This window comes from Myroides sp. LJL119, from assembly GCF_054871605.1.
Genome location: NZ_JBTXLO010000002.1, coordinates 1 through 17,228 on the forward strand (window position 1 = coordinate 1; position 17,228 = coordinate 17,228).

Below are 17,228 nucleotides of genomic sequence, written 5' to 3' on the forward strand. Positions count from 1 at the left end.
AAGTGATGACAACCGATTTAGGGTGGTTATTGCAGCGGGGCTCACCTCTTCCCATTTCGAACAGAGAAGTTAAGCCCGCTTGCGCAGATGGTACTGCTAACCAGTGGGAGAGTATGACACCGCCCTTCTTTTTTAAGAATCCTCAACAGAAATGTTGGGGATTTTTTTTTGGCTTAAACTTTTTCTGTTTATTTTAATTCCCTTGCTACTTTAGTAATTCAAAAGAGTTCTATACTTGGGCTTTGGTAATTTGTAAACTCAAGTTTAAGATAATTGTTTTACTATTTTATTCTATTTTGTCCATGTGATATTTCTAGAAGTGTAACGGACTTTTTTTAATAGATGTACTATTGGTATTTTTGTTAGTTATACTTTTGATTAACAAAAAAAACCGACATAAGCCGGTTTTAATAAGGATGATCGAGTGTAAGCTGTAAATTATTTAAGCTTATCTATTTGAAGATGTTGTATGCGTACAGAGTTTAGTATTGCTATTATTGATACGCCTACATCGGCAAAAATAGCTTCCCAAAGATTTGCTTGGCCAAAGGCCCCAAGGATCAGTACTATTAATTTTACTCCAATGGCAAGTGTGATATTTTGAATAACGATAGCTCGTGTTTTTCTGGCAATTTTAATGCTTAGTGCTATTTTACTTGGTTGATCGTTTTGAATTACAATATCAGCAGTTTCTATAGCGGCGTCACTTCCTAGACCTCCCATTGCAATGCCAGCATCAGATATGGCAATAACAGGGGCATCGTTTATGCCATCCCCGGTAAAGGCCACTTTCTTTCCTAGCTTTTTTAAATTCTCTACATGCTTTACTTTATCATCAGGTAAAAGGTCTCCATATGCTTTATCTATGCCAAGTTGTTGTGCAACTTTTTGTACAATAGAGGATTTATCACCACTTAACATGATAGTTTGTATACCCATGGCTTTGAGTTTTGCAACAGCTTGTGGAGCGTCTGGCTTTATTTGATCAGCTATGGTTATAAATCCTATATAGTTTTGATCTGCTGCTAGTACAACTGTAGTTTCTACTATTTGCTCCAGTTCTTTAGGATAAGAGATTTGGTATTTACTAAGTAGTTTTAAGTTACCTGCTAGAATTTGTTTGTTGTTTATAATAGCCTTTAAACCATATCCGGGTATTTCTTCAACTTGGTTGGCTTGGGCAATAATTAATTCTGTGTTTTGTTGGGCATATTTGGTTATTGCTGTTGCAATTGGATGCGTAGAGTGCTGCTCAATGCTGGCTGCCAAGGCTAGTAGTTCCTGATTAGTGATGTGCAAGGCTTGGATTTTTTGGACACTAAAAACACCTTTGGTTAATGTTCCTGTCTTATCCATTACCACTGTGTCTACTTCGGTCATCACATCTAGATAGTTACTACCTTTAAAAAGAATACCATTTCTTGAAGCCAAGCCAATTCCGCCAAAATATCCTAGTGGTACGGAAATTACTAAGGCACATGGACAGGAGATAACCAAAAAGATTAATCCACGATATAACCAATCATTGAAGATATAATCAGTTACAAATATTTTAGGGACAAGAACTATACAAACGGCAAGTAGAACTACTATAGGTGTATAAATTTTTGCAAATCGTGTAATGAATAGTTGTGTTTTGGACTTTTTAGCCGTAGCATCTTGAATCATGTATAGGATTTGTGACAGTTTTGTGTTTTCATAACTAGCAGTTACTTGTAACTCACAAACTGTGTTTAAATTTATCATCCCGGCTAATACTTGTTGTCCTTCTTTAATGGTATCGGGTTTACTTTCCCCTGTTAAGGCAGAGGTATTAAATGAAGCACTAGGGGTTAGTAGTATACCATCAAGAGCTACTTTTTCTCCCGGTTTAATGCGTATGATTTCTCCTATTTGAACTTGTTTGGGATCTAGTGTAATGGCTTTGTTATCTCTGATTACAGTGGTTAAATCTGCTCGTACATCAAGTAAGGATTGTATACTTTTTTTGGCTCTATTAGCAGCAGCTTCTTGAAAAAGTTCGCCTACATAGTAAAATAACATTACGGCTACTCCTTCTGAATATTGTTCAATAAAGAAGGCGCCTATGGTAGCTATACTCATTAAGAAGAATTCATTGAATATTTCTCCTTTCAAAATAGAATAAAAAGCATTTTTTAATACTCCATAACCTACTATTAAATAGGCTACAATATACCACGACAAGCTCAAGTAACCTTTAAAGAAGGGTAATTGTAAGTGGGTCATGACTCCGCCAGCTATTACCATTAGTAAACAAACAATGGCAACGGTAAAATCACTCCAAGTTAGTTGGTGTGTTTTCTCTTGTGAGAAGTCTATGGTATCGTGACTATGATCATGGCTATGATTAGAACCATCAGCTGCGTGATTTTTATGAATGTTATTATCTGCTTGGCACATAATGTTTTGAATTTTAATATTATATGACCAAAGTTAGTGAAGTAATTATATATAATAAACTAAGTGAGAATCTTTGCAATACTGTTGCATGTTATCTATCTACGTAATTTTTTTTAAATACATAGATAACTGGAAAGCTTCGAAGACACATCCAAACTGCAAAGGCTAACCAAATTCCATACATTTGTAAACCAAGGTAGTCTGCTATTAGTAAAGTAGGGATGTAACCAAGGAAGGTAGCGAAAAGTAGATTATTTCTTAGAAATTTTGCATCTCCCATACCTTTGTAAACCCCGTCAAAAATATAGGCTAAAGCATTTATAGGTTGCATTATTAGTACAATCCAAAAAACCGATGTGAATATATTATTCACATTGGGATCACTGTTAAAAATCAGGCCAATTTTATTGTACAGCAGTAAGCAGATGGCAATTAAAATAAGTGAAATAATTACAGAGTATAAACTTATTTTTTTAATCATTTGCCACATGAGTTTAAAATTTTTCTCCCCCAGTAGCCGCCCAGAAAGTGCATTGCCCGCACTTGCATACCCGTCTATAAAAAAGGAAAAAAACAACCAAATGTTCATTAATATACTTTGTGCTGCTATAAAGTCTTTACCATAGCCTGTTGCATATTTACTAGCCATATATAAAGTGATATTCAAAGTGGCTGTGCGTATAATAAAGTTAAAGCTCATTATAATTAAAGGCTTTAAAGAAGGGTTGATTTTTTTTCTAATTTTTAAACTAAATGGTGTATACTTAAGATAATAGTACATTGCCATACACAGCATTACCCCTTGTGCAAATACACTAGCATAGGCTGCGCCCATAACTCCCAAGGGTTGGATATAGTCTTGAATTCCAAAGACTAATAGATAGTCTAAAACCACATTTATTATAGCACCGGTTATGCTACATTTCATGGCCCAAATAGTATTTTGTAAGCCTCTAAATACGCCAAATATGGCAAAGGATATTAATGTTAATGGAAATCCCCAAGCTCGTATTAAATAGTATTGTTTTGCGTATTGTAAAATTAGACCGCTTGCTTGATAGGCAACAAATATTTCATGAACAAACCATGTGGTGGTTACAAATAGTATAACACTAAGGGCAAAATTAAATAGAATTGCCTGAGGAATAAGTGTTTTAACCGCAAAGAGTCTACCACTACCTAAATGTTGGGAAACCGTAGCAGATATAGAAGTTTTAGTTTGTGCAACAACCCAAATTATAGCTGATAAAAAAGACCCAACTAAGCCAACAGCTGCCAAGGCTTCCACTGAATTATGCTTTAAATTTCCTACCATGGCAATATCGGTTAAGGAAAGGATAGATTCAGAGATACCTGCAAAAATTGCAGGTATGGCTAATTTATTGATGTCTTTAAAGCTAATTGAACTTGTCATGAATATTTTTTTAACAAGTGCAAAGGTCGTATAAATTGTATATAAAACAAACCAGCTTATAAGCACGGAGCTTTAAGCTGGTTTTGTAAAATATTATATTTTAAATTCTCTTATTTTAAAATCTCATTCCTATACCTAATCCTATTAACATAGGATCTAGTTTTACTTTAGCTGGGATTTCTAATTGACTACCAGCAGGGGCTGATGATGGTAATAGATTTGTGGCATCTACAGTAACATCGGTTTTCAAGAATAGCTTTTTAAAGTCTACGTTGATAAAGAATTTATCGGTTAAATCAATATCGAATCCTAATTGGAAGCCCCAACCAAATTTATCCTGGTATTTTATTTTTTCCGCAACACCGTTTTTTACATCTAAGAACATGGTATAATTTACACCTGCACCAACGTAAGGTTTAAAAACATCTCCGAATTTATGGTGGTATTGTAACATTAAAGTTGGCGGTAACAGTAAACTACTACCTAAGTTTACATTGGCAGAACTAGGTCCTTCAATTGCCGTAAGATCTGAGCCTAGTGTTCGTACAGAGTGTCTTGATACCCCTAGGATTAACTCAGCAGCAAAATTTTCTGTAAAGAAATAGGTGAAATCTAGTTCTGGAATAAAGTTGTTATCAACATCAATTTCTCCTCCTATGGTTGAAACTGTCCCTTTATTGTGTGGAAATACTCCTACTCCACGTAATCTCATCTGCCATTTATAATCTTGTTTATTAGATTTAACAGGCTCTTGGGCAAATACAAAACTTGTAGAAAGTAATGTTAATGCAAAAAAGAAAAGTAGATTTTTTTTCATGATAACTTTGTTTTATGTTTAACATAAAAGTACGTTATATATAGTTGTATTAGCAATAATTAACGAATAATTATTATAATATACCTAAAAGTTATAAGAATTTAGTAGTTTTTGGAATAATATTTTAAAACTAGTATATTTAAGTATTATTATAAAAGAAGAGTTTATGAAAGTTTTAGTTATTGGAGCCTCTTTAAAGCCTGAGCGTTATTCAAATCAAGCCATTTGTTTATTAAAGCAAATGGATTATCAGGTTTACGGCTATGGTTTAAAACCGGGTCAGATTTGTTCTGTTGATATTGACACTGAATTAAAGCAATACAAGAACGTGGATACGGTGAGTTTGTATATAAATGCTAAAAGGCAAGAAGATTTCTATGCGTATATTGTTTCTTTACATCCTAGAAGGGTGATTTTTAATCCGGGAACTGAAAACCCTGAGTTTTATGAAATTTTGCAAGAAAACAAAATACATTATGAAATAGCCTGTACTTTGGTATTACTTCGTACAGGGCAATTCTAGGAATTAAGTGAAGTATTTTTCTTGCTAATAAGTAGTAACAGACAAAGGGTGATAAGTGCATTTACAATTATAAGTTCCACATCAAAGACATAACCATAAAACAGCCAAGTGGAGTTTGAGGCAATCCACCAAGTCAAAATTGGGGTTACCAAGCAAATAAAGGGTACTAGCTTATCTTTTATAGTTCTTTGTTTAAAGCAAATAGCATAAATAAATAATCCTAATAATGGGCCATAAGTATAAGAGGCTATTTTAAATATTGCACTTACAATTGAGGCATTATTTATTTGATCAAAAATGACAATCACCAAAAACATTAATAATGAGAATCCTAGGTGTACAAATTTTCGATGATTTTCTAATTTTTTACTTGCTTGTTTTTTTTCCATTTGCAAAAAATCTATGCAAAAAGAGGTTGTTAAGGCCGTTAGAGCTGAGTCTGTGGTAGCAAAAGTAGCAGCTGTTAAACCCAGTAAGAAGATCAAAGCAGGAATCAATGTAAAATGCTCAAAGGCGATAACAGGAAACAGTAAATCGGTTCTAACTTGCCCTGTTTGTGAATCTAGTGGCAAGGCAATATGGTTTTTACTTGCATAAATATACAATAGTGCACCAACGCTTAAAAATAACAAGTTAACAATTACAAAGATTCCAGTAAAACTGTACATGTTTTTTTGTGCTTCTTTGATATTGGGACAACTTAGATTTTTTTGCATTAAATCTTGGTCTAAACCAACCATAGCAATAGTTACAAATATTCCTCCTAAGAACTGTTTATAGAAATGAAATCTGTTGCCAAAGAAATCCTCCCAGAAGAATATTTTAGAATAACTACTTTGTTTTACACTTTGAAAGGCTTCTATTATATTGTAATCAAGTTCTTTACAAATAAAATAGATAGTAAATATAACGGAAGTCACTAAAAAGAAAGTTTGTAGGGTATCGGTGATAATAATAGTTTTTAATCCTCCTTTGTAGGTATAGGCATAGATTAATAAAAGTGCAATTAGTACAGTTATAAAAAAGGGAACATGAAAGTGATCAAAAACGAATTTCTGTAGTACTATTACCACTAAATATAATCGAAAAGCAGATCCAATAGTCCTACTGATTAGAAAAATCATGGAAGCGCTTTTATAGCTATAAAAACCGAGTTTATCTTGGATAAAGGTGTAGATGGAAATTAAGTTATATTTATAATATAAGGGGAGTAATACTTTGGCTACAATTAAAAATCCAACGGCATTACCCAAAATAAATTGGAAGTATTTGAATTGTTCGCCATTTGCAGAGCCAACTTCTCCAGGTACTGAAATAAAGGTTACTCCTGATAAGGCGGTACCTATCATACCAAAGGCAACTAAGTACCACTTTGAGTCTTTATTGGCTATGAAGAATGCTTGATTACTACTGTTATTTTTACTTACATAAAAAGAAATGAGTATTAAAATTCCAAAGTAAATTACAATCATAGTTAATATGGTGATCGGACTCATAATGACGGGTTAAGATATTGTTTCTCAAATGTAGGGTAATTTTTATTTGTGTGAAAAATACTTGTATATAATTTCTTATTGTCTTTAAGAGTCATTTTTACAAAGGCTCTTTTTTTGTATATTTGCGCCATGGAATTTCCTTCAAAATTATTAGAAAAAGCGGTAGATGAAATGGCTTTGCTTCCTGGTATAGGAAAGCGAACAGCTCTGCGTTTAATGTTACATTTATTAAAACAACCTGAGAGTCAATCTTTGTCCTTAGCCCAGAGTCTAATTAAAATGCGCACGGATCTTGTTTTTTGTAACAGTTGTCATAATATTTCCGATACCCACCTATGTGATATATGTGCCAATCCATCTCGTGACCACGCTACAATTTGTGTGGTTGAAGATGTAAGGGATGTTATGGCATTAGAAAATACCCAGAGTTACAAAGGGATTTATCATGTTTTAGGCGGTAAAATATCCCCTATTGATGGTATTGGTCCTAGTCAATTAAAGATAACTAGTTTAATTGATAAGGTAAGGAACAACCAAGTCAAAGAGATTATTTTTGCTTTAAGCTCCACCATGGAAGGAGATACTACCAATTTTTATATTTATAAACAAATAAAAGACTTCACGATAATAACCAGTACTATTGCAAGAGGAATTTCAGTGGGTGATGAGTTACAGTATGCCGACGAAGTAACCCTTGGACGTAGTTTAATTCATCGTGTACCGTTTGAATCAGCCTTTAAAACTCTTTAAGAGATAATAGATAATAATAGAAAATAAAAAAGACTCATAAAAAAAATTATGAGTCTTTTTTTATGTATCTAATTTACAGGTATTTATTTGTATTAATAATTAGTAAATATTTTACACTAAATTTATTGTTAGACGAGTCTAATTTTGTAATTTTGTATATCTAAACAATAGTGTAATGAATTTATTAGAATTAAAGAAAGATCAGGTTGCTCAGGTAGTGGGTATTGACCAGGATTGCTCACAAGAGTCCTTTCAAAGATTCTTGGATTTAGGATTTGTTAAGGGAGCAGAAATTACAATTCATAATATTTCTCCTTTAGGTGATCCAATAGCTTATCGTATATACAACACTATTATTTCTATACGAAATCAGGATGCAAAGAAAATATACATTCAAATAAGCTAATTAAGTTTTACTAATTAAAAAAGAAAAAAGTATGGCTAAATCAGCCTGTGACATATGTGATTTAAATACTAGTTCAAGTTTACAAAAGCTAGGAGTTAGTAATTTAAAACAAGACTTTGTTATTGCCTTAGCAGGGAATCCTAATACGGGGAAAAGTACGGTGTTTAATGCCTTAACCGGTTTAAAGCAACATACGGGAAATTGGCCTGGAAAGACTGTTACAAGTCAAAGTGGAAGTTTTAAATACTCTGAGGATTTATATACTATTGTAGACTTGCCTGGAACTTATTCACTGTTATCAACCTCTGAAGATGAACAGGTTGCTCGTGATTTTATTTTATTTGACCAGCCTGATGTAACAGTAGTAGTGGTGGATGCTGGTAGATTAGAAAGACACTTATCTTTAGCGGTACAAATAATGGATATTACCTCTAGAGTTGTTATATGTGTTAATTTAATGGACGAGGCACAACGACATGGTATTACCATAGATTTGCGTGGTTTAAGTAAAGATTTAGGTGTTCCGGTTGTGGCAACCTCGGCAAGAAGTAAAAAGGGAATTCCTGAATTGTTAATGGCCATCTCTAAGGTAGCTCATCAACAAGATAATAGCCCCAAGAGTACTGCAGTGAAAAATTTAACAGCGAGCTCTAGGTTATTAATTCAAGGAATATCTAAATCTTTACTCAGTATTGATCCACAATTACCCAATGCAAGCTGGATAGCGATGCGTTTGGTACAAAAAGATAGTAGTATAGAAAATGCGCTTTTAACCGGTAAGTTATCCCCTAATATTAAGCAAGAGAATTTAGAACCTATTTTACTTAATGCAGAGCAGGTAAGTCTGGAGTTAGGTAAAAATTATGCTAGAGATCTCGCGCAAGGAATATTTGATTATGTTTCAAAAATTGTGAAGAATCGTGTGGATAGTAAGAACAATCCACGTGCTTTTAAAATAGATCGTGCTATAGATAATATTGTCACAAGTAAAACATTTGGGTTTCCAATAATGTTATTACTTTTAGGAGCAATTCTTTGGCTTACTATCATTGGATCGAATTACCCCTCTAGTGCGCTTTCCTATTTATTGTTAGATCAGGTTTATCCCTTATTGAAACAAGGAGCACTTTATATACATATGCCTTGGTGGTTAAGTGGATTTTTAATCGATGGTGTTTACTTGGCTACTGCTTGGGTGATTGCCGTTATGCTGCCTCCGATGGCTATATTTTTTCCATTGTTTACTCTATTAGAGGACTTTGGTTATTTGCCAAGGGTAGCCTTTAATTTGGATCGGGTCTTTAAAGCGGCAGGAGCCCATGGTAAACAGGCCCTAACAATGAGCATGGGGTTTGGGTGTAATGCGGCAGGTGTTGTTTCCACTAGAATTATTAATTCTCCAAGAGAAAAGCTAATAGCGATTATAACAAATAACTTTTCATTGTGTAATGGTAGGTGGCCAACTCAAATATTAATAGCAACGATTTTCGTTGGTGCATTAGTACCAACTTACATGGCTGGTTTTATATCTACTTTAGCAGTAGTTTTCATTGTAGTTTTAGGTATAGGATTTACTTTCTTTAGTTCGTGGTTACTTTCAAAAACACTTTTAAAGGGAGAGTCTTCTTTTTTTACTTTAGAATTACCACCTTATCGTCCACCTCAATTCTTTCAAACGTTATACACCTCGTTAATTGATCGTACTTTAATTGTACTGGGTAGAGCAGTGGTTTTTGCGGCTCCTGCAGGTGCGTTAATTTGGTTGGTTTCCAATATAAGTGTTTCGCAAGAGAACCTGGCTTTATTAATAATTGATGGTTTAAATCCTGTAGCGGTATTAATTGGTTTAAATGGCGTTATTCTATTGGCTTATATTATTGCTATTCCAGCCAATGAAATTGTTATTCCAACTATTTTAATGTTAACAGCCATGGTACTTAAAGACCCAACTATTGGACAAGGAGCCGGGGTGCTTTTTGAGTTGGGAGATTCACAAATTGCCGATATTCTTTTACAAGCCGGTTGGACAACTCTAACGGGTATAAACCTGATGCTTTTTAGTTTACTCCACAATCCGTGTAGTACCACCATATATACTATTTATAAAGAAACAAATAGTTTTAAATGGACTTTTGTAGCAACGGTATTGCCTATTGTTTTTGGAATACTGGTTTGTTTGTTAACCACGCAGATATATAATTTTTTTGTAGGTTAAACTTATTTTACAAACAAGGATTTAAATTGTTTTCTTAACCAAAGTAAATTTTTATAAAAGGCTTTTAAAAGGGAGAATTTATTAAAGCATTAAAAAATTAGCTTAACTGTATTATAAATATAATTAAGCTAATTTTCTAAAACTTATTGGTCTAAGGTATAGCCACGGGATTACCTAAATGTTTGGGTTTTTTATTAAATAGTTGATCTATTATCACTTTTACTCGAGCTAATTTTTCCCGTAACATTGTTTTGTAACCAAATCTACTATTAACATCTTTGGCGTTATATCCTATGGCATTAATACCTAGGTAGTTTGCAATATAGATGGCTCTTTGATTATGAAATTCCTGGGATATAATGGTAATGGAACTTTGTCCAAAAATTGCCTTGGCGCGATAAACAGAATCTAAAGTTCTTAATCCTGCATAATCCAAATAAATATGCTGGGCAGCAACTCCATTATCCATTAAAGCTTGTTTCATATCCAATGGCTCATTATAGTTTTTAAATCGGTTATCTCCACTTACAATTATATAGGTGATTTTTGCGCTGTGATACAGCTCACTTGCAGCCTGGATTCGTTTTGTAAAATATGGGTTATCCATTCCGTTTTGTAAAGTTTTCGAGGTACCCAAAACAAGTCCTGTTTTATTATAAGGGATTTTTTCCAAATCACTATATATAAAGTCAAATGAATTGGAAACTACGCGAAAATTAGCTAACCATATTATTAAAAATATCAATGCTCCAAAAGAAATGGTAAAACGCAAAGTTTGAAATATTCTTTTTTTGGTATGTTTAGTTAAAGACATGTTTTATTACGGTATTAATTTTATAACTATTAAAATCTTTTGTAGACTTGATTACGGATTTAATACCAACGTTTTTTATTTTTTTTTGCATTAGCTGACTTTCTAGATTTACCAGAGGTTTCAGATTGTTTTTTATCTATTGTTTTAGAAGTAGTCTTTTTTTGCGATTTATTTTTATCTTCTTGCCAAGGGTAAGGATGATTTAAAATTTGTTTGGGTTGGCTACGGGTAAACTTAACAATCTCCTGCCAATATTTTTTCTCTGTCTTGTCACAAAAAGATATTGCTAATCCTTGTTGATTGGCTCTACCTGTACGGCCAATTCTATGTACAAATGTTTCTGGAACATTGGGAAGATCATAATTAATTACAACGGGAAGAGAATCAATATCAATACCTCTTGCGGCAACATCAGTGGCAATTAATACTTTTGTCTTTTTACTTTTAAATTCATCTAAGGCTTGTTGTCTTAGATTTTGAGATTTATCTCCATGAAAACAAACCGCCTCTATGGATTGTTTGTTCAAGTATAGGGTTAGTTGATCTGCTGTGGCTTTAGTTCTTGTAAAAACAAGGACATCTGAGAGATCTTGACTTTTTATTATATGAACAAGGAGTTTTTTCTTATCGCTTTTTTCCACAAAATAAACTTGTTGTTTAACCGTTTTTGCGGTAGAAGAAATTGGGTCTACAGCGATATACTGAGGGTCTTTTAAAAAATTATGAGCCAACTCTCTAACTGAAATAGGCATTGTGGCGGAGAATAGTAAAGTTTGTTTGTTATCAGGAGTAAAGGAGATTATTTTTTTGATATCTTCCAAAAATCCCATATCCAGCATTAAATCCGCTTCATCTAGAACTAAAAAATGAAGATGATCTAAGTCTAAATGCTTTTGTTTATGTAGATCAAGTATCCGTCCTGGAGTTCCAATAATTACATCAGCTCCTTTATTTAATTGTTGAATTTGAGGCTCCAAAGAAACTCCCCCATATATGGTTAAGTGAGTAATATTGGTATATTTTGCATAATCCTGGAAGTTATCTGCTATTTGTTGGGATAGTTCTCTTGTTGGAGTTACAATTAAAACTTTAGCTTTCTTCGTTCTTTTAGTATTACCTAAACGATGTAGGTAATGGATAATAGGCATGGTAAAGGCAGCTGTTTTTCCTGTACCGGTTTGCGCACAAGCTATTATATCTTTTTCCTGTAAGATTACAGGTATAGCCTTTTGTTGTATAGCAGTTGGTTGACTATAGCCTAGATCGTGAATTGCTTTTAAAATACTCTGGTTTAATTGTAAGTCTTCAAATCCCATAATGATATGCATTTTATACAAAGGTATGGCTTTTCATAGAATTACTTGAAGCTGATTTATAATCTTTAGGTAATAAACAAAAACAGACATGCCCAAAAAAGATCTGTTTTTTGGGCATGCTTATAAATTAATATTTATTTATCCAGTAATATTTCTAACATCAAACTTGCAGCTTCGCTAATTTTGGTTCCTGGTCCAAAAACCGCCAATGCTCCAGCGTCAAATAAGAATTGATAATCTTGGGCTGGAATAACTCCACCAACAATTACCATGATGTCTTCTCTTCCGTATTTTTTTAATTCTTCAATAACTTGAGGCACCAGAGTCTTATGACCAGCTGCTAGGGAAGAAACTCCTAGGGCATGCACATCATTCTCGACGGCTTGTTTAGCTGCTTCGGCCGGGGTTTGAAACAACGGACCTATGTCAACATCAAAGCCAACATCTGCATAACCAGTGGCTACAACCTTAGCACCACGATCATGCCCGTCTTGTCCCATTTTTGCAATCATTATACGAGGTCTTCTACCTTCTTTTTCAGCAAATTCATTTGCAAGAGCTCGCGCTTTCTCAAAGCTCGGGTCATTTTTGATTTCCTTACTATACACTCCACTAATAGATTGAATTTGTGCTTTAAATCTACCAAAAACGCTTTCTAAAGCATCACTGATTTCACCTAAAGTTGCTCTGTTTTTGGCAGCTTGTACCGCTAGTTCTAGTAAATTACCTTTTCCGGTTTTTGCACAATTGGTTAATGCTTGTAGATCAAGAGCTACTTGTTTATTATCTCGATTGGCTTTAATGTTTTGTAGGGAGTCGATTTGTTGTTTTCTAACGGTTTGATTATCTACCTCTAGAATATGAAGAGGATCTTCTTTTTCTAATCGATATTTATTAACCCCTACAATTATATCTTGTCCACTATCAATACGGGCTTGCTTTCTAGCGGCGGCTTCCTCGATGCGTAACTTTGGTATACCAGTTTCAATTGCTTTGGTCATTCCTCCAAGAGATTCCACTTCTTGAATTAACTTCCATGCTTTATCTGCGATATCTTGGGTTAAGGATTCCACATAATAGCTTCCTGCCCATGGATCTACAGTTTTACAAATTTTAGTTTCTTCTTGTAAGAAAATTTGTGTATTTCTAGCAATACGTGCCGAGAAATCAGTTGGTAAAGCAATAGCTTCATCTAAGGCATTGGTGTGTAAGGACTGTGTCCCACCAAAGGCAGCAGCAGCAGCTTCAATAGCTGTTCTAGCTACGTTATTAAAAGGATCTTGCTCGGTAAGACTCCAACCCGATGTTTGACAATGGGTACGTAAAGCAAGAGATTTTTCACTTTTTGGATTAAACTCTTTAATTAGTTTGGCCCAGAGCATTCTGGCTGCTCTCATTTTTGCTATTTCCATAAAGTGATTCATTCCAATGGCCCAGAAAAAGGATAATCTTGGAGCAAAGTCATCAATTTGCATTCCTGCATTTAGTCCGGTTCTAATATATTCTAGACCATCTGCAAGGGTGTAGGCTAATTCGATGTCCGCTGTAGCACCTGCTTCTTGCATATGGTAACCACTAATGGAGATAGAGTTAAATTTGGGCATTTTTTTACTGGTATATTCAAATATATCAGCTATTATTTTCATAGAAGGAGTAGGTGGATAGATATAAGTGTTTCTAACCATAAACTCCTTTAAAATATCATTTTGAATTGTACCCGAGAGGTCTTTTAAGTCTACGCCTTGTTCCATAGCAGCTACAATGTAAAAAGCCATAATAGGTAAAACGGCTCCGTTCATTGTCATAGATACCGACATTTCTCCCAAAGGAATTTGGTTAAATAAAACCTTCATATCCTCTACACTATCAATAGCTACTCCAGCCTTTCCTACATCACCAACTACTCTGGGGTGATCCGAGTCATATCCGCGGTGAGTGGCAAGATCAAAAGCAACCGATAGTCCTTTTTGTCCGGCTGCAAGGTTTCTTCTGTAAAAAGCGTTACTTTCCTGTGCTGTAGAGAAACCTGCGTATTGACGTATTGTCCAAGGACGTCTAACATACATAGTGGAGTAAGGGCCTCTTAAGTTTGGCGCAAATCCTGCCGCAAAACCAATATGCTCAATCGAATCTAAATCTTGTTGAGAATATGTTTTTTTTATATTTATTCCTTCTGCAGTAGTAAAATCGGAATCTTGAGATTTTGAACTAAGAGTGGAAGAATCGATTTTTAATTGTTGTAGGTCTTTTCTTTTCATTTCCTAGTCATTATTTAGTTTTTCCTTTTCTAACCTTTGTTTTTCATATTCCTGAGCTAGTCGTTTTGCTAGAATTGGAATAATTAGAGTTTTTCTAGGATTATGTTTAATAAAAGGATATAATTCCAAGTCATCACTCATATGATCTTGAGCATTAGGATATTTATTGCTACCTAATAAAACCTCTTTTCCTTGATCAAATAAGTCTTGTTCTTTTTGAGCACTTTGCGAGATTTTTCGTTGAATTACACCTTGAATTAATTGGGTAATTAAACCGTCTGCTTTTTCAATAAGTTTGAAAACCTCTAAGGCTTTTTCCGCTAATTGTATAGTTAGGTATTCAATATAATAAGCTCCTTCGGTAGGATTATTAACCGCATTGAAGTAGCTTTCTTGCTTTAGGATTAGAAGTTGATTTCTTGCAATTCGATCTGAAAATTCATTTTCTTTATGATAAATAGCATCATAGGGTAAATTACTTACAAAATCGGCTCCTCCCAAAATAGCACTCATACTCTCGGTTGTGGTTCGCAACATATTTACATTATAATCGTAAAGAGTTTTGTTGCGTTTACTTGGCAAAGAGATTATTTTATAATTAATCTGAGTATTAAAGGCTTGAATAACTAAATCTAATACTAGCCTTAAGGCTCTAAGCTTTGCAATTTCAAAGAAGTAATTCGAACCAGTAGAGTTTTGGATATAAATGGTATTGTTAGAGGATGGAATTCTATTTAAATACTCACTAACCTTTGCAAGTGTATAGGCAATTTGCTGAACCATATTAGCCCCTGCGTTTTGATAAATACCTGTGTCAATGCCAATGTGGATATTTGAATTGTTTTCCAATAAGGTTTTTACCCTAGCAAAATCGGAATCCAAATTAACGAACCAGTTTCCTTGATTTTCTAGTTGATCAATTGGGCAAACCAAAAGGTTAACCTTAAAATCATTGTCTTTAGCCCAGGTAGCTAAATCTTGTAAGTAGCCTTGATCTAAAAAGGTAAATGTAAAGAAATAGGTGATTTGCTTTGGCAATTTAGCTAAAAGTTCTTTGGCGTTTAGCTCTAGATTATCAATTGTAAAATAAATTGATTCTGCTCCTTTTTTTAAAACATCAAGAGTTTTTTCGATGCTTTTTTGCACATCAAAAACATAGATTCTTTGTAGAATACTAAACTCGGTTGTTTTTGTTTTAATAGCAAGTGGGTTGTTATCTATATCACCTTGATAAAAAGGACGAACCTTTATTCCTTCTAGGGATTCCCATAGTAGTGTTTGGTTATAATCAGCTCCTTTTAAATCAAATTGAATTAGATTTTTCCACTCCTTTGAAGATACTTTGGCAAAATCTTCAAAAAGTTGATTATTCATAGTTTTTTGGTTGATGGTTTATTGTTTTAAGGTAACGAATCAAATTCTATTATAAATATATCTTCGTTATCTCTTTTCATATAATATTTTTCTCGAGCGTATTTTTCTGTTGCATCTCCACTCTTTAATCCTTTAATAGCTTTTTTGTCTCTTTCTATTTCTCCTTGAAAATACTCTTTTTGATCTTGTAATTTATCGATTTCTTTATCAATATTACGATGTTCTAGGTAAGAATAAGTATCAAAGAACAAAATCCAGGATAGGAATACTAAAAACGAAACAACCAATAGGAGGTTCCACTTGCTTTTTAAAAAATGTAAATTATTCCAAAAACCTTTACTTTGCATTTGTCTAAGTGAGTTATGTTAACCTATTTTTTCGCTAATTACCGTACGTACAATATCTATTGCTACTGTATTATAGGTATCATTAGGTATGATAATATCTGCATAAGCTTTTGAGGGCTCAATGAATTGGTCGTGCATTGGTTTTAAAGTATTTTGATAGCGGTCTAAAACCTCTGTCATGTCTCTGCCTCTCTCAGCAATATCTCTTTTTAATCTACGGATTAAACGCTCATCTGAGTCGGCGTGTACAAATATTTTTATATCACACATTTCTCTTAATTGAGGATTTGTAAGAATTAAGATTCCCTCGACAATCATTACTTTTCTAGGATGCGTTAAAATGTAATCATCAGTACGATTGTGTTTAACAAACGAATACACAGGTTGATTTACACTGTTTCCTTTTTTTAACTCTTCTAAATGCTGGACTAAAAGATCAAAATCAATAGATCTAGGGTGGTCAAAATTAATAAGTTGTCTTTCCTCTAAAGTTAAGTTGTCTGTAGCTTTATAGTAAGAGTCTTGTGAAATAATTCCAACCTCTGTCTCTGGTAATTCTGTCATTATTTGGTGAACTACGGTTGTCTTTCCACTCCCGGTTCCTCCTGCGATTCCGATAATTAGCATATTGTAATTTATTTTTAGCAAAAATAGAGATTAATCAAGCAGGTATACCTATTTTTTTCTTAAAAAACTCTATAAGCTTGATAAAGGAATTTTTTTTAAACTTATCGCATGGCTTATAACTACAAAGCTTGTGAATCTATTTTAATAAAACAAGTTAATTTGCGTTTTTGGTGGTTATATTTTTAACGATTTTTTAATTCTCTGTAGTTTGATTCTTAATCTTTTGACAAGCAAAAAAGTAAAGTTAGAGCATATTTTTTAGGATTGTTTATAAGGATTAAAAAAAAATCAAATCAAATGCTGGTTTGAAGTAGTAAAGTTGTGCTTTACTAAAGATAGAATTTGGTTAAATTGTTAAATGCTAACTTTTTGTTGTTTATAATAAGTCTAAATAACTATAATTAAGTATATTTGTATTCCTAATTAAATAGTAGGAAATAATATTAATTT

14 protein-coding genes and 1 rRNA gene are annotated in these 17,228 nt (G+C 33.5%); 5 read left to right on the plus strand and 10 right to left on the minus strand.

What is annotated here, in order from left to right; genetic code table 11:
• Positions 1-18: 18 nt before the first annotated feature.
• A 5S ribosomal RNA gene (gene rrf / locus ACYSNV_RS02940) occupies positions 19-128 on the plus strand.
• 310 nt (positions 129-438) lie between these two features.
• On the opposite strand, the gene ACYSNV_RS02945 is transcribed toward rrf, so the two are convergent.
• The 3 genes from ACYSNV_RS02945 to ACYSNV_RS02955 form a co-directional block, all read right to left on the minus strand.
• Positions 439-2,421 carry a heavy metal translocating P-type ATPase gene (locus ACYSNV_RS02945; protein ID WP_461761073.1) on the minus strand — a complete coding sequence of 661 codons (1,983 nt, stop codon included), beginning with the start codon at positions 2,419-2,421 and terminating at the stop codon, positions 439-441.
• A 91-nt stretch (positions 2,422-2,512) separates the two neighbouring features.
• On the minus strand, positions 2,513-3,835 hold the full coding sequence (locus ACYSNV_RS02950; protein ID WP_461761074.1) for an MATE family efflux transporter: 1,323 nt from the start codon (positions 3,833-3,835) through the stop codon (positions 2,513-2,515).
• A 115-nt stretch (positions 3,836-3,950) separates the two neighbouring features.
• Positions 3,951-4,652, minus strand: coding sequence for an OmpW/AlkL family protein (locus ACYSNV_RS02955; protein ID WP_461761075.1), 702 nt, complete (start codon positions 4,650-4,652; stop codon positions 3,951-3,953).
• Between the two features lie 166 nt (positions 4,653-4,818).
• Between ACYSNV_RS02955 and ACYSNV_RS02960 the strand changes: the two genes are divergently transcribed.
• The gene (locus ACYSNV_RS02960; RefSeq protein WP_461761076.1) at positions 4,819-5,175 is read left to right on the plus strand and encodes a CoA-binding protein; all 357 of its coding nucleotides are present in this window, start codon (positions 4,819-4,821) and stop codon (positions 5,173-5,175) included.
• Here ACYSNV_RS02960 and ACYSNV_RS02965 read toward each other — a convergent pair.
• Positions 5,172-6,671 carry a sodium:solute symporter gene (locus ACYSNV_RS02965; protein WP_461761077.1) on the minus strand — a complete coding sequence of 500 codons (1,500 nt, stop codon included), beginning with the start codon at positions 6,669-6,671 and terminating at the stop codon, positions 5,172-5,174. The two genes, ACYSNV_RS02960 and ACYSNV_RS02965, sit on opposite strands and share 4 nt — an antisense overlap.
• Before the next feature lie 129 nt (positions 6,672-6,800).
• Between ACYSNV_RS02965 and recR the strand changes: the two genes are divergently transcribed.
• From recR to feoB, 3 genes are all read left to right on the plus strand, one after another.
• Positions 6,801-7,421 (plus strand): recombination mediator RecR, encoded by a 621-nt coding sequence (recR, locus tag ACYSNV_RS02970; RefSeq protein ID WP_461761078.1) that lies wholly within the window; start codon positions 6,801-6,803, stop codon positions 7,419-7,421.
• 175 nt (positions 7,422-7,596) lie between these two features.
• Positions 7,597-7,827 (plus strand): FeoA family protein, encoded by a 231-nt coding sequence (locus ACYSNV_RS02975; RefSeq protein ID WP_461761079.1) that lies wholly within the window; start codon positions 7,597-7,599, stop codon positions 7,825-7,827.
• Between the two features lie 31 nt (positions 7,828-7,858).
• A complete protein-coding gene (gene feoB, locus ACYSNV_RS02980; protein ID WP_461761080.1) occupies positions 7,859-10,042 on the plus strand; it encodes a ferrous iron transport protein B in 2,184 nt (727 codons plus the stop codon).
• Positions 10,043-10,193: 151 nt separating this feature from the next.
• On the opposite strand, the gene ACYSNV_RS02985 is transcribed toward feoB, so the two are convergent.
• The 6 genes from ACYSNV_RS02985 to udk form a co-directional block, all read right to left on the minus strand.
• Positions 10,194-10,856, minus strand: a complete 663-nt coding sequence (locus ACYSNV_RS02985; protein ID WP_461761081.1) for a SanA/YdcF family protein — start codon at positions 10,854-10,856, stop codon at positions 10,194-10,196.
• A gap of 59 nt (positions 10,857-10,915) precedes the next feature.
• Positions 10,916-12,172 carry a DEAD/DEAH box helicase gene (locus ACYSNV_RS02990; RefSeq protein ID WP_461761082.1) on the minus strand — a complete coding sequence of 419 codons (1,257 nt, stop codon included), beginning with the start codon at positions 12,170-12,172 and terminating at the stop codon, positions 10,916-10,918.
• A gap of 134 nt (positions 12,173-12,306) precedes the next feature.
• On the minus strand, positions 12,307-14,430 hold the full coding sequence (gene scpA / locus ACYSNV_RS02995) for a methylmalonyl-CoA mutase (RefSeq protein WP_461761083.1): 2,124 nt from the start codon (positions 14,428-14,430) through the stop codon (positions 12,307-12,309).
• Positions 14,431-14,433: 3 nt separating this feature from the next.
• A complete protein-coding gene (locus tag ACYSNV_RS03000) occupies positions 14,434-15,804 on the minus strand; it encodes a methylmalonyl-CoA mutase subunit beta (RefSeq protein WP_461761084.1) in 1,371 nt (456 codons plus the stop codon).
• Positions 15,805-15,830: 26 nt separating this feature from the next.
• The gene (locus ACYSNV_RS03005; protein ID WP_461761085.1) at positions 15,831-16,151 is read right to left on the minus strand and encodes an FtsB family cell division protein; all 321 of its coding nucleotides are present in this window, start codon (positions 16,149-16,151) and stop codon (positions 15,831-15,833) included.
• Between the two features lie 18 nt (positions 16,152-16,169).
• Positions 16,170-16,778, minus strand: coding sequence for a uridine kinase (gene udk, locus ACYSNV_RS03010; protein WP_461761086.1), 609 nt, complete (start codon positions 16,776-16,778; stop codon positions 16,170-16,172).
• Positions 16,779-17,228 lie beyond the last annotated feature (450 nt).